General features: G+C 70.0%; 12 protein-coding genes. 10 read left to right on the forward strand and 2 right to left on the reverse strand.

Features of this window, described 5'->3' with window-relative positions; genetic code table 11:
* The first annotated feature begins 2 nt into the window (after positions 1-2).
* Genes cobN through cobJ form a run of 5 tightly spaced genes read left to right on the forward strand, consistent with a single transcriptional unit; the run spans position 3 to position 6,915 of the window.
* Positions 3-3,449 (forward strand): cobaltochelatase subunit CobN, encoded by a 3,447-nt coding sequence (cobN, locus tag VGV58_RS22275; protein ID WP_326876239.1) that lies wholly within the window; start codon positions 3-5, stop codon positions 3,447-3,449.
* Entirely contained in the window at positions 3,446-4,729 is a 1,284-nt protein-coding gene (gene cobG, locus VGV58_RS22280; protein WP_326876240.1) for a precorrin-3B synthase, read from the forward strand. Before cobN ends, cobG begins: the two co-directional genes overlap by 4 nt.
* A 16-nt stretch (positions 4,730-4,745) precedes the next feature.
* A complete protein-coding gene (locus VGV58_RS22285) occupies positions 4,746-5,378 on the forward strand; it encodes a precorrin-8X methylmutase (RefSeq protein ID WP_326876241.1) in 633 nt (210 codons plus the stop codon).
* The gene (locus VGV58_RS22290) at positions 5,375-6,127 is read left to right on the forward strand and encodes a precorrin-2 C(20)-methyltransferase (RefSeq protein WP_414644056.1); all 753 of its coding nucleotides are present in this window, start codon (positions 5,375-5,377) and stop codon (positions 6,125-6,127) included. Before VGV58_RS22285 ends, VGV58_RS22290 begins: the two co-directional genes overlap by 4 nt.
* Complete coding sequence (gene cobJ / locus VGV58_RS22295) at positions 6,124-6,915, forward strand: precorrin-3B C(17)-methyltransferase (RefSeq protein ID WP_326876243.1); 792 nt, start codon at positions 6,124-6,126, stop codon at positions 6,913-6,915. The genes VGV58_RS22290 and cobJ overlap by 4 nt, the downstream gene beginning before the upstream one ends.
* Here the strand turns inward: cobJ and VGV58_RS22300 are convergent.
* The gene (locus VGV58_RS22300; protein WP_326876244.1) at positions 6,858-7,619 is read right to left on the reverse strand and encodes a cobalt-precorrin-6A reductase; all 762 of its coding nucleotides are present in this window, start codon (positions 7,617-7,619) and stop codon (positions 6,858-6,860) included. The two genes, cobJ and VGV58_RS22300, sit on opposite strands and share 58 nt — an antisense overlap.
* On the opposite strand from VGV58_RS22300, the gene cbiE reads away from it, so the two are divergent.
* The 5 genes from cbiE to bluB are packed head-to-tail and all read left to right on the forward strand — an operon-like array spanning position 7,618 to position 11,966.
* The gene (gene cbiE, locus VGV58_RS22305) at positions 7,618-8,868 is read left to right on the forward strand and encodes a precorrin-6y C5,15-methyltransferase (decarboxylating) subunit CbiE (RefSeq protein WP_326876245.1); all 1,251 of its coding nucleotides are present in this window, start codon (positions 7,618-7,620) and stop codon (positions 8,866-8,868) included. The two genes, VGV58_RS22300 and cbiE, sit on opposite strands and share 2 nt — an antisense overlap.
* Positions 8,865-9,251 carry a cobalamin biosynthesis protein gene (locus VGV58_RS22310; RefSeq protein ID WP_326876246.1) on the forward strand — a complete coding sequence of 129 codons (387 nt, stop codon included), beginning with the start codon at positions 8,865-8,867 and terminating at the stop codon, positions 9,249-9,251. Before cbiE ends, VGV58_RS22310 begins: the two co-directional genes overlap by 4 nt.
* A complete protein-coding gene (gene cobM, locus VGV58_RS22315) occupies positions 9,248-10,015 on the forward strand; it encodes a precorrin-4 C(11)-methyltransferase (protein WP_326876247.1) in 768 nt (255 codons plus the stop codon). Before VGV58_RS22310 ends, cobM begins: the two co-directional genes overlap by 4 nt.
* A complete protein-coding gene (locus VGV58_RS22320) occupies positions 10,012-11,337 on the forward strand; it encodes a cobyrinate a,c-diamide synthase (protein ID WP_326876248.1) in 1,326 nt (441 codons plus the stop codon). Before cobM ends, VGV58_RS22320 begins: the two co-directional genes overlap by 4 nt.
* Positions 11,334-11,966, forward strand: coding sequence for a 5,6-dimethylbenzimidazole synthase (bluB, locus tag VGV58_RS22325; protein WP_326876249.1), 633 nt, complete (start codon positions 11,334-11,336; stop codon positions 11,964-11,966). The genes VGV58_RS22320 and bluB overlap by 4 nt, the downstream gene beginning before the upstream one ends.
* On the opposite strand, the gene VGV58_RS22330 is transcribed toward bluB, so the two are convergent.
* Complete coding sequence (locus VGV58_RS22330) at positions 11,963-13,159, reverse strand: MFS transporter (RefSeq protein ID WP_326876250.1); 1,197 nt, start codon at positions 13,157-13,159, stop codon at positions 11,963-11,965. The two genes, bluB and VGV58_RS22330, sit on opposite strands and share 4 nt — an antisense overlap.
* Positions 13,160-13,247: the final 88 nt, after the last annotated feature.

Genomic DNA, 13,247 nt, shown 5'->3' on the forward strand with positions numbered 1-13,247 from the left:
CGATGCATCTTCTCCCGACCAGCGAGGTGAGGCTCGACGACGGCGAAGACGCCGTCGACCTCGCTTTGCCGCCGGGAGATCTCGTCGTCCTTTCCTTCAGCGACAACGACCTGTCGGCACTGGCGGCGGCCGCGCCCGATAGCGGGCTCGACCTTCGCCTGGTGCCGCTCCGACGCTTCAAGCACCCACTCTCGATCGACCTGCTGATCGAGAAGACGCTCGCCGGCTCGCGCTTCGTGCTGCTGCGCTGCCTCGGCGGGCTCGATTATCTGCGCTATGGCGTCGAGCAGATCGCCGCTGCCTGCCGGCAGCATGGCGTCGCGCTGGCGGTCTTGCCGGGCGATGACCGGGCGGATGAGCGGCTGGCCAGCTACGGCACGGTACCGGCTGAGTTCGCGGTAGACCTGCTCGGCTATTTCCACGCCGGTGGCGGCGCCGAGAACATGCGGCGGCTACTGGGGCGGACAAATGACTATCTCGCCGCGCTGCCCTCATCCGACCCGGCTTCGCCGGGCCACCTTCTCCCCCAAGGGGAGAAGGGTCGGCTAACGAAAGGCGCGACAGCAATGGAAGCCCCCTTCTCCCCTCGGGGGAGAAGGTCCCGGCAGGGGGATGAGGGCCGGCGCGACCTTGCCCCCCTCGAACTCCCCACGCTGTTCGCTCTCGGCCCGAACGCTACGCCCTTGCCTTGGCGCAAAGCGCTCGCAACTCTGCCTACCAACGCACCACTCGTCCCGATCCTCGTCTACCGCTCGGGCGTCGCCGCCGGTGACACCGCCATGGTCGAGGCGATCGCTGCGGCCCTTGCCACACGCGGCCTCAGCCCACTCCCGCTCGCCCTGACCAGCCTCAAGGACGCGAGCGTCGTTGCCGAGCTCGCCGCCCTGATCGCGACGCGCAAGCCAGCCCTGATCGTCACCACCACCGCCTTCTCGGCCCGCGACGGCGACAGTTTCGTGCTCGACGCCGCCGATTGCCCGATCCTGCAGGCTGTGCCGGTCGGCAGCGCGCGAGAGGCATGGGAGGCGTCGCCGCGCGGGCTCTCCGCCGCCGACCTCGCCATGCAGGCGGCCCTGCCGGAGTTCGACGGGAGGCTTGGCGCCATCCCCGTCGCCTTCAAGGAGGAAATCGCTGATCCCGCAACCGGGCTGACGCTGCGACGGCTGGCTCCCGATGCCGAGGGCATCGCGGCGCTCGCCGATCTCGCGGCGAACTGGGTCGCACTCGGCCGCAAACCGCGCAGTGAGCGCCGGATCGCGCTGGTGATGTCGGACTATCCTGCCCGCGGCGGCCGCGCCGGCTTCGCCGTCGGCCTCGATACGCCGGCGAGCGCACTGGAAACCCGGAAGCTTCTGGAGGCGGCGGGCTATGATGTCGGCACAGCCGCAGCCGATACCGGCAACCCGGACGGTGCGGACCTGATGCGGGCGCTCACCGAAGGCCCTGCCGATTTTTCTGTACCGCTGGCCGGCTACCGTGCCTGGCTCACCACCATTCCGGCCGTCGCGCGCGAAACCCTGTTCGCCAGCCACGGCCAGCCCGAAACCGACCCGGCCTGCGACGGCGAGGCTTTCCGTTTCCGGACGGTGCAATGGGGCAACCTCACCGTCGCGCTGCAGCCGGCGCGCGACGCCTCACCCGATCGCAAGGCGCGCTATCACGACCCCGATGCGCCGCCGGGACACGCCTATCTCGCCTTCTATCTCGGCCTTCGCGAGGTCTTCCGCGCCGATGTGCTGATCCATCTCGGCACCCATGGCACGACCGAATGGCTGCCCGGCAAGGCGGTGGCTCTGTCGGCCGCCTGCTGGCCACGGCTCGCGGTCGGCGCGCTGCCGGTGATCTACCCCTATGTGGTCGACGATCCCGGCGAGGCGGCGCCGGCCAAGCGCCGGCTCTCGGCGCTGACGCTCGGCCATCTGCCGCCGCCGCTGGCGAACCATGACACGGCCGGCGAGGCGGCGCTGCTGCGCGATCTCGTCGAGGAGTATTCGCAGGCGCAGGTGCTGGATCCACGCCGGGCCGAGCTCGTCGCACGCGAGATCCTCGACCGGGCCGAGCGCACCGGCCTTGCCGCGGCAAGCGGCGTCACGCCGGATCAGGACATGGCGAGTGCGCTCGCGGCGCTCGACGCCCATCTCTGCGACCTCGCCGAGACCGCCTTCCGCGACGGGCTCCATGTGTTCGGCTCCTCCGGGGCCGATCCCATCTCCGCCGAGAACGAACGCCGCAACCTGCTGAAGGCGCTCGATGCCAGCTTCGTGCCGCCCGGCCCGGCCGGCGCGCCGCATCGCGGCCGGCCTGACGTGCTGCCGAGCGGGCGCAACCTCTCGACGCTCGACCCGCGCGCCTTACCGACCCGCTCGGCCGCAAAGCTTGGCGCCAGGGCGGCGCAGGCGATCATCGCCCGTCATCTCCAGGACGAGGGCGACTATCCGCGCCGGATCGTGATGGATCTCTGGGCTTCGCCGACTTTGCGCTCGGGCGGCGAGGACATCGCCCATGCCCTGCATCTGATGGGCGTCGAACCGCTCTGGGACCATGGCTCGACCCGCGTCACCGGCTTCTCGATCATCCCGCAGGCCAAGCTCGCCGCGCCGCGTGCCGACGTCACCATCCGCATCTCCGGCGCCTTCCGCGACACCTTCCCGGCGCAGATCGCCTTGCTCGATGGCGCCGCGCGCGCCGTTGCCGCGCTCGACGAGCCGGACGACTGGAACGAGCCCGCCGCCGCCCGCCGCCGCGGCGAGGCGGGTGCACGCATCTTCGGTGCCGCGCCCGGCCGCTATGGCGCCGCCATGGCCGACCGGGCGCTCGACGGCGACTGGCAGGCGCGCGCCGAACTGGGCGAGGCCTATCTCGCCGCGACCAGCCATGCCTATGGCGGGCCGGATGGCACAGCGTCGCCTGATGAAAGCTTCACCACCCGGGTCAAGAAGGCCGAGGCCTTCGTCCATGTCAGCGACACCGCCGGGCGCGACATCCTGGAAGCGACCAGCGCCGCCGACGTGATCGGCGGCTTCGTCGCGGCGATGCAGGCCGAAGGTGGCAAGGTCGCGCTCTACAGCCTCGACACCTCCGATCCCGACAGGCCAAAGGCACGCACGCTGGCCGAGGATGTCTCGCGCATCGTCCATGGCCGGCTCTGTCATCCCCGCTGGATCGCGAGCCATCTCGCCCATGGCTGGCGCGGCGCGGCCGAATTGGCAGAAGCCGTCGATGCGCTCTTCGTCTATGCGGCTGCTACCGATGCGGTCTCCGACGGCCTGTTCGACGCGGTCTTCCAAGCCTATTGCGGTGACCCCGCCACCTGGCAGGCGCTGGAGCAGGCCAATGCGCCGGCCGCCGCCTCGATCCGCTCCCGCCTCGCCGAGGCGCAGGAGCGCGGACTCTGGAAGAGCCGCTCGAACTCAGCGGCAATGCTCTCGGGCCGGGAGGCGGCGGAATGAACGCCGCAACCCGCGAGACGATGCGGCGCGGCTGGTGCCCGGGCACCTTGCGACCGATGCTGACCGGCGACGGCCTGCTGGTGCGCCTGCATCCGCCGCGCAATGCGCTGACGCCGGACCAGCTCGCATCCATCGTCGAGTTGGCGAGCCGGCATGGCAACGGCCAGATCGAGATCTCCGCCCGCGGTAATCTGCAATTGCGCGGCATCCGCGAGGACACGCATCCGGCGCTGGTCGACGATCTGCTCGAAGCCGGGCTCGTCGACGAAGCCGAGGGCGACGGGCCGAACCGGCTGGTGCTGACCTCCCCGCTCGCAGGAAGGGCAGCGGACGATCTGCTCGACGCCGCTGCACTGGCTGAGGCGGTCGAGTGCGCCGGCCGCACCGTTTCGGGCCTGCCGGCGAAATTCTCGATCGTGGTCGATGGCGGCGGCGCGCTGGCACTCGATGGCTTCGCCGCTGATCTCAGGCTGCGCGCGGTCGCGGCCGATACGATCGCGTTTGGCCTGCCGGGCGACCTGTGGTTCGGGCCGGTTGCACTGGATGAGACACCGACACTGGCGGCCCGGCTGCTCAGCGGCTTTGCGGCCGCGAGCCATCGCAACCTCGGGCATGTTCGCCGCATGCGCGATCTCTCACCGGATACGCTGATCGCGCTGGCGACATCGTCTGGACTCGGGCCAATGCCGACGCCTGCCACCCGATCGAAGCCCTCACCGGTCGGCCTCTTCGCGGAACGGGACAACAGGATTGCCGTGCTGGCCGGATTGCCCTTTGGCCGAACGGACACAGACGGTCTACGCCGCCTGAGCGAACTCGCTCGCGAGGCCGGCGCCGACGAGATCAGGGTCTCGCCATGGCGTGGCTTTGCCTTCTGCGGCCTTTCGGCTGAAGCGGCGTATCTGTTGCGCGAGAGACTCCGAAACGAAGGCCTGATCGTCGAAGCTGACGATCCACGTCTTTCGGTTGCAGCCTGCACCGGTTCGCCGGCCTGCACGCGCGGTGAGGCGCCGGCCTTGGCCGATGCCGCAGTGCTGGCGGACGCGATGGCACCGCTTCTCGCCGACGGCCTCGGCCTACATGTCTCCGGCTGCACCAAGTCCTGCGCCCATCCCGGCAGCGCCGACCTCACTCTGGTCGGGCGCGACGGGCGCTACGATGTGATCATCGATGGCGGCACCAGCGACACCGCCGTGGCCCATCTTTCGCTGACGGAACTTGTGCGCCGGCTCGAACCGCGTCAGGACATCCGCGCGCGCCTGGAAGCGGCGCGCCACTAGAAGCAGGTCACAGAGTTTGAGCACGCGTCACGCCTATATCCGCGACGGAGCCGCGATCTATGAGCGCTCCTTCGCCATCATCCGGGCCGAATCCGACCTGTCGCGCTTTTCTGGCACGGCCGAGCGCGTCGTCGTCCGCATGATCCATGCCTGCGGCATGACCGACCTGCCCAGGGACGTGGCGATGTCGCCCGATTTCGCAGAGGCGGCCGAGGTCGCGCTGGCGAAGGGCGCGCCGATCCTGTGCGACGCCCGCATGGTCGCAGATGGTGTCACCCGCGCCCGCCTGCCGGCGAAGAACGAGGTGATCTGCACGCTGCCCGACCCGAGCGTGCCGAAGCTGGCGGAGGAGATGGGCACGACGCGCTCGGCCGCGGCGATGGAGCTCTGGCGTCCGCATCTCGCAGGTTCCGTCGTCGTGATCGGCAATGCGCCGACGTCGCTGTTCCGCCTGCTCGACATGCTCGACGACGGTGCGCCGAAGCCCGCGGCGGTGATCGGCATTCCCGTCGGCTTCGTCGGCGCGGCCGAATCGAAGGAGGCGCTGGCGCAGGATGGGCGCGTGCCTTTCCTCGTCGTGCACGGGCGGCGCGGCGGCTCGGCCATGGCGGCGGCGGCCGTCAACGCGCTGGCGCAGGTGAAGGAATGAGCGGCGTGAGCAATGAGGCGCCCCGCACCCTGCTCTATGGCGTCGGCCTCGGCCCGGGCGACCCCGACTACATGACGGTGCGCGCCCGCGACATCATCCTCAAGGCCGACCGTCTCGTGCACTTCTGCAAGCGCGGCCGGCGCGGCAATGCCCGTATCACCGCCGACGCGATCATCGCGCCGGATCCGGCCCGCGAGATCGAACTCGCCTTTCCGGTGACGATCGAGGTGCCGGTCGAGGACGAGGGCTATAGCGGCCCGATCGCCGCCTTCTACGACGAGGCGGCCGAACGGCTCGCCGGCGAGATGGCGGCAGGCCGCAGCATCGCCGTGCTCTGCGATGGCGATCCCTTCTTCTACGGCTCGTTCATGCATTTGTGGCGCCGCCTCGCCCATCGCTTCCCGACCGAAGTGGTCCCGGGCGTGACCGGCATGGCCGGCGCCTGGGCTCGCGCCGACGCCCCGATCAGCTGGGGCGACGATGTGATGACGGTGGTACCGGGCACGCTCGCCGAGGGCGAACTGACCCGCCGGCTGGCGGATACCGATGCGGCAGTGATCATGAAGCTCGGCCGCAACCTGCCAAAAGTGCGCCGCGCGCTGCAGGCGGCGGGGTTGATCAACCGCGCCATCTATGTCGAGCGCGCCACCATGGCCGGGCAGGTGGTGACCCGCCTCGCCGAGAAGGCCGACGACGAAGCCCCCTATTTCTCGATGATCCTCGTTCCCGGCGAAGGGCGGCGGCTGTGAGCGGCTCGCTCGCCATCATCGGCCTCGGTCCCGGCGAAGCGCGCTATCTGACGCCCGCGGCGCTGGCGGCGCTCGAAACCGCCAGCGACCTTATCGGCTACGGCCCCTATCTCGACCGCGTGCCGGCGCGCGCGGGCCAGACCAAGCACGCTTCCGACAACCGCGTCGAGGTCGAGCGCGCCCGGCATGCGCTGATGCTGGCCGCCGAAGGCAAAGCGGTCGCGGTCGTTTCCGGCGGCGATCCCGGCGTCTTCGCCATGGCGGCAGCGGTGTTCGAGGCGTTGGAAGCCGGCGAGCCGGACTGGCGCAAGCTCCAGATCAGCGTCGAGCCCGGCATCACCGCGATGCTCGCGGCCGCGGCCAAGATCGGTGCGCCGCTCGGCGGCGATTTCTGCGCGATCTCGCTCTCGGACAATCTCAAGCCCTGGGAGGTCGTCACGGCGCGGCTTACGGCTGCGCTGTCAGCCGATTTCGTGATCTCGCTCTATAACCCGATCTCGAAGGCACGGCCCTGGCAACTCGGCAAGGCGCTGGAGCTGGCGGCGACGATCCGCGCGGCGGAGACTCCGGTGATCTTCGCCCGTGCCGTCGGGCGGCCCGACGAGAGCCTGCGCATCCTGACGCTGGCGGAGGCGATTGCGGCAGCCGAGACCGCAGACATGGCGACCTTGGTGATGATCGGCGCCAGCGCGACACGATTGATCGCCCGCGAGGGCGAGAACCCGATCGTCTATACGCCGCGCTCGGTGACGAAGAGCCCCTGCGTCACCAGCCAGGGCAGGACCTGATCGATATGCTCGACGGTCTCGACATCGGGCTTGGGCGGCCGCTCGACCATCACCACCGGAAGCCCGAGCCGGCGCGCCGCGATGAGCTTGCCGAGCGTCATCGGCCCGCCGGCATTCTTGCTGACGAGGACCTCGATGCCCTCCTCCCGCATCAGCTTCTCCTCGGCCTCCGCCTCGAACGGCCCGCGCTGCTGCAACACCCTGGCGTGCGGCAGCGGCAGATCGTTCACGGGCTCGATGACGCGGATCAGGTAATGGTGCTGCGGGGCGGCGAAGACATGCGGCAATTCGAGCCGGCCGATGGTCAGGAAGACCCGGCGCGGCTCGTCGCCGAGCGCCTCGACGGCAGCGTCGATGTCGGGCACGCTCTTCCAGCGGTCGCCCTCCTGCGGCTTCCAGCTTTCACGCCGGATCGCCAGCAGCGGCACGCCTTCGGCCTTGCAGGCAGCCTGCGCATGATAAGGCATGATCGCGGCGAAGGGGTGGGTCGCGTCGATGACGGCGACGACGCCCTCGTCGAGGAGATATTGCCTGAGGCCGGCAATGCCGCCGAAGCCGCCGGTGCGGGTCGGCAAGGACAAAGGGCGCGGGTCGGAGGTATGACCTGCAAGCGAGATCACGGCGCGAATTTCGGGTGCCTGTTCGGCCAGGAGCTGATCGAGCGCAGCCGCTTCGCTGGTGCCGCCAAGGATGAGGACCGTCATGGAACAGTTTTCGCCTGAAACCGCCACGCTGTCGAGCGCACCGCCCGGACCCTGGCTGTCGCTGGTCGGGCTCGGCGAGGATGGTCGCGCCGGGCTCTGCGCCGAAGCGCTGGCCGCGCTGGAGAGTGCCGAGATCGTCTTCGGCGGCGAGCGCCATCTCAAGTTGATCGGCGATGTGCCCGGCGAAGCCAGGCCCTGGCCGCAGCCTTTCCGCAACGCGCTACCGGCGATCCTGGCCGAAAAGGGCCGCAATGTCTGCGTCCTCGCGACCAGCGACCCTTTCCACTACGGCATCGGCGCCGGGCTGACCAAGGCGGTGCCGGCGGCGGAGATGCGCGTCATCCCGCAGCTCTCCTCCTTCTCGATGGCCTGCACGCGGATGCGCTGGCCGCAGGAGGAATGCGGGTTGGTCTCTCTGCATGGCCGGGCCCTTCAGAGGATCATCCCTTTTCTCCAGCCGGGCGCGCGGGTTCTTGCGCTGTCCTGGGACGATTCGACGCCGCTCGCCGTCGCCCAATTGATGAGCGCGCGCGGCTTCGGCGAGAGCACGATCACCGTGCTGGAAACGATCGGCGGACCGAACGAACGCATCCGGCAGACCCGCGCCGACGCCTTCGCGCTCGACGGCATCGTACCGCTGAACCTGCTGGCGATCGAGGTCGTCGCCGGCCGCGATGCCCGCATCCTGCCCCTCGTGACCGGGCTTTCCGACGACTGGTTCGAGCATGATGGCCAGCTCACCAAGGCCGATATCCGCGCCATCACGCTCTCGGCGCTGGCGCCGCGCGCCGGCGAACTGCTCTGGGATATCGGCGCCGGCTCGGGCTCGATCGGCATCGAGTGGAGCCTGCGCCATCGCCATAACCGCGCCATCGCCTTCGAGGAGCGGCCGGAGCGCGCCGCCCGCATCGCCCGCAACCGGCTGGCGCTCGGTGCTCCGCCGCTCGAGGTGGTCGAGGGCAAGGCGCCGGAGAGCTTCGCCGGGAAAGCCTCGCCGGACGCCGTCTTCATCGGCGGCGGGCTGACCGATCCCGGCGTCTTCGAAGCCGCCTTCGCGGCGCTGAAGCCGCGCGGGCGGCTCGTCGCGAACGCCGTGACGATCGAGGGCGAAGCCCGGCTCGCCGCGCTGTTCTCGGTCCATGGCGGGAATCTCCGCCGCATCGGCGTTTCGCATCTCGATCCGATCGGGACGATGCATGGCTGGCGCGCCGCGATGGCGGTAACGCAATGGCGGGTGGTGAAGCCGTGAGCGGCATCACCGCCGGCATCGGCCTGCGCCCAGGGACGTCGGAAGCCGATATCGAAGCCTGCCTGACGCAGACGCTAGCCGCAGCCAACCTGCCGCCGGGCGCGATCGAGCGTCTCGCGACCTTGGCCTCGCGCCAAAGCGAACCGGGACTGACCGCGTTAGCTCAGGCCCATCACCTGACCCTCGTCGCTATCCCCGATGAGGCGCTCGTCGGCTTCGAGGCCGCCTGCGCCACGCGCTCGACCCGGATCTCGGGGCTCTACGGCGTCGGCTCGGTAGCCGAGGCAGCCGCGCTTGCCGCGGCCGGGCCGGGCGCCACCCTGATCCAGCCGCGCATCGCCACCGCTCGCGTTACCTGCGCACTCGCCCGGAGCGCCGCGTGACCGTCCATTTCATCGGCGCGGGCCCCGGCGCTGTCGACCTCATCACCTTGCGCGGGCGCGAACTGATCGGCGCCTGCCCGGTCTGCCTCTATGCGGGCTCGCTGATCCCCAAGGCGATGCTCGGCTGGTGCCCGCCCGGCGCGCGCATTGTCGACACCGCCCCGCTCGACCTCGATGCCATCATCATCGAAATCCAGGCCGCCCATGCCGAGGGCAAGGACGTGGCCCGGCTGCATTCCGGCGACATCTCGATCTGGAGCGCGACGGGCGAGCAGATGCGCCGGCTCGACCAGCTCGGCATCCCCTATCAGATCACGCCGGGCGTGCCGGCCTTCGCCGCCGCAGCCGCCGCGCTCAAGCGGGAACTGACCTTGCCGGGCCTGGCGCAGTCGCTGGTGCTGACGCGCACCTCCGGCCGCGCCTCGGCCATGCCGGAGACGGAGAAGCTGGCGACTTTCGCGGCCTCGGGCGCGACGCTCGCCATCCACCTCTCGATCCATGTGATCGAGCAGGTCGTAACCGAGCTGACGCCCTTCTATGGCACGGACTGCCCGGTCGCGATCGTCTTCCGCGCCTCCTGGCCGGAGGAGCGCGTCCTGCGTGGGCGGCTGTCAGATATCGCCGACAAGGTCCGGGCGGCCGAGCTGGAGCGGACCGCGCTGATCCTGGTCGGTCCGGCGCTGGCGGCAGAAGACTTTTCCGAAAGCGCGCTCTACTCCACCGGCTATGATCGCCGCTTCCGGCCGCGTGGAGGCCAGGAATGACTGCGCAGGGACTGCTCATCGCGGCGCCACGCTCCGGCTCGGGCAAGACCACGATCACGCTCGGGCTGCAGCGGGCACTGTCCCAGCGCGGCCTCAAGGTGCGCGGGCTGAAATGCGGACCTGATTATATCGACCCGGCGTTCCATGCCGCCGCGACCGGCTCCCCCAGTGCCAATCTCGACAGCTATGCGATGCCGGACGCGCTGCTCGGCCAGATCGCCCATGAGGCGGCCGGGGGCGCGGACATCATCGTCGCCGAGGGCTCGATGGGGCTGTTCGACGGCGTGCCCGGCCCCGATGGCCATACCGGCACGGGCGCCGACATCGCAGCGCTGCTGGGCTGGCCGGTGGTGCTGGTCATCGACGTCTCCGGCCAGGCGCAATCGGCGGGAGCGGTCGCGCTCGGCTGCATGCTCTACGACAAGCGCATCCGGGTCGCCGGCGTGATCCTCAACAAGGTCGCGAGCGAGCGCCATCGCCGCCTCGCCGCCGCCGGCATGGACAAGATCGGCCTGCCCGTGTTCGGCGCGCTGCCGCGCGAGGCCAGCCTGATCCTGCCTGAGCGCCATCTCGGCCTCGTCCAGGCCGGCGAGACCGAGGATCTGCATCAGCGACTCGATGCGCTCGCCGAAGCTGTCACGGCGGCTGTCGATCTCGACGCCGTCATCGCTGCTGCCGGCGCGACCGCTTTGCCCGCTTCCACGCTTCATATCGCGCCACTGCCGGCCCCGGGCAAGCGTCTCGCCATCGCCCGCGACGCCGCCTTCAGTTTCGTCTACCCGCATGTCGAGGCGGGCTGGCGAGCGCAAGGGACCGCGCTGGTGCCGTTCTCGCCACTGGCCGACGAACCGCCGCCGGAAGGCTGCGATGCCTGCTGGTTGCCGGGCGGCTATCCCGAACTGCACGCCGGCCGGATAGCTGGCGCCGCGCGCTTTCTCGACGGGCTGCGCGACTTCGCCCGGACCCGCCCGGTCCATGGCGAGTGCGGCGGCTATATGGTGCTGGGCAAGAGCCTGATCGATGCCGACGGCATGAGCCATGCCATGGCCGGGCTGCTCTCGGTCGAGACCAGCTTCGCCAGGCGCAAGATGAATCTCGGCTATCGCAATGCGGTGCTCTCCGCTGACGGGCCGCTCGGCCGCGCCGGCGACCGTCTCAGCGGCCATGAATTCCATTACGCGACCGTGATCTCGCAAGGCGAGGACCCGGCCTTCGCGGTGGTCACCGACCCACATGGCTCGGCGCCAGCGCCCGCCGGCAGCCGCCGCGGCCTCGTCTCGGGCTCATTCTTCCACGCCATCGCGGTGCGGGAGGGGACGTGAGTTCGCCGCCCGTCTTCGATGACGGCTTCCGCGACACGCTCGGCGAGCTCCTCGCCTGGCGCCGCGATGTCAGGCGCTTCCGGCGCGAGCCGGTGCCTGAGGCGCTGGTCGCCAAATTGCTCGAGCTGATGCAGCTTTCGCCCTCGGTCGGCCATTCGCAGCCCTGGCGCTGGCTGAGGGTGGACGATTCCCGCCAGCGAGCAGCGGTGCAGGCGAGCTTTTCCCACTGCAATGCCGATGCGCTGGCCGAGTACGAGGGCGAGCGCGCCGCGCTCTATGCCCGCCTCAAGCTCGAAGGCCTGCGCGAGTCGCCGGTGCAGTTCGCGGTGTTCTGCGACCACGCCACGGCGCAGGGCCATGGCCTCGGCCGACGGACCATGCCGGAGATGCTGGATTATTCGGTCGTGGCGGCGATCACGCAGTTCTGGCTCGCCGCCCGCGCCCACGGGCTCGGCCTCGGCTGGGTCTCGATCCTCGATCCCGCCGAGATCGCTCGAATCATCGGCGTCCCGCCGGAGTGGAAACTGATCGGCTATCTCTGCCTCGGCTATCCCGAGGAAGAGCATGAGATACCGGAGCTCGTCCGTGCCGGCTGGGAACGCGACCAGCGACTGACGGAACGCGATTAGAGCTTCCGCCCGGGCGCGCCGCGCAGGCCGAGCGCCGCCAGGATGGCGATCACGGCCGCACCGCCGACGAGCCCGGCCGCCGAAGACCAACCGAACGCTTCGATGACACTGCCGATGGCAACGGGACCGACGACCTGACCAAGATTGCTACCCTGCATCAGCAGACCGATGACGACGGGCGTCAACCCGGCCGCCGGCGCCAGAACCGGCGCAGACGAGAGCAGGGTCGCAGGAATGATGCCTCCGACCATCGAAAACAGGACGCAAAGCAGGAAGGTCGCGGAATCCGGCAGGAGGCCGAGGAAGATGCCGATGGCCGACAACCCCATGACGAGGCTCGCGGCCACGATCAGGCTGACGCGCGAGGCGCCGCGCGCGAGCAACAGGCCCGCAGTGAGGTTGCCGATGATGTTGACGGCGCTGGCGAGGGCGCCGAGCAGACCGGCCGTCGCGAGCGAGACCTGCATGCGCTGCATCAGCAGCACCGGCAGGAAATTGAACAGGGCGAAGAACATCAGCGCGTAGAGCGCGAAAATGAGGCCAAGCAGCGCCGGCCCGCGCGCGCCCAGCACCGCGCCGGCATCGCCGGCAAGAGCCGCCCAGGATGGCCGCGTGCCGCCGCTGGTGTTCGGCACCGTCAACACGGTCAGGACGATCGCGATGGCCGCGAGTACGCCGGTGACCTGCCAGATCATGCGCCAGTCGGTGAGCCAGAGCCCCGCGAGCATGGCGAGCGCGATGCCTGTCGGCATGAAGCAGCTCCACAGCGCCATGACGATATCGCGCTGGGCGGAGCTGGCGACACGCTGGAGGATTGCGGGGGCGGCAATGGTGATCAGCAGGAAGCCGAGGCCCTCGACGACGCGCGAGCCGAGGAGCATCGGAAAGCGTGGCGCCGATGCGCCCAGGAAGGCGCCGAGCGCGACCGCCAGCAAACCGAGCAGCAGAACGCGCCGTGCGCCGAGGCTGATGGCGAGCGTGCCAACCGGGATGCCGCCGACCATGCCGAGCACGGAGAAGATCGAGGCGAGCCAGCCGAGTGTGCCGAGGTCCAGCCCGAACTCGGCCTGCACCAGCGGCATCGCGATCGCCGCCTTGCCGACCTGCAGCGCCGCGACGATACCGCTGGCGACCACGACCGTGACAGCGAGCCAGTCGGTCCTGGCCGCGGGCGTTGCGACAGCGGCTGTCATGAGCGCGATCTCGCGACGACGGTCTCAGCAGGCAGATCGTCCATGCTCTGTTCCTTGGATGGCGCTACGGCGTCCCCCGGAGATGCGG

The sequence above is a fragment of the Allobosea sp. genome, assembly GCF_035944895.1.
Lineage (GTDB): Bacteria > Pseudomonadota > Alphaproteobacteria > Rhizobiales > Beijerinckiaceae > Allobosea.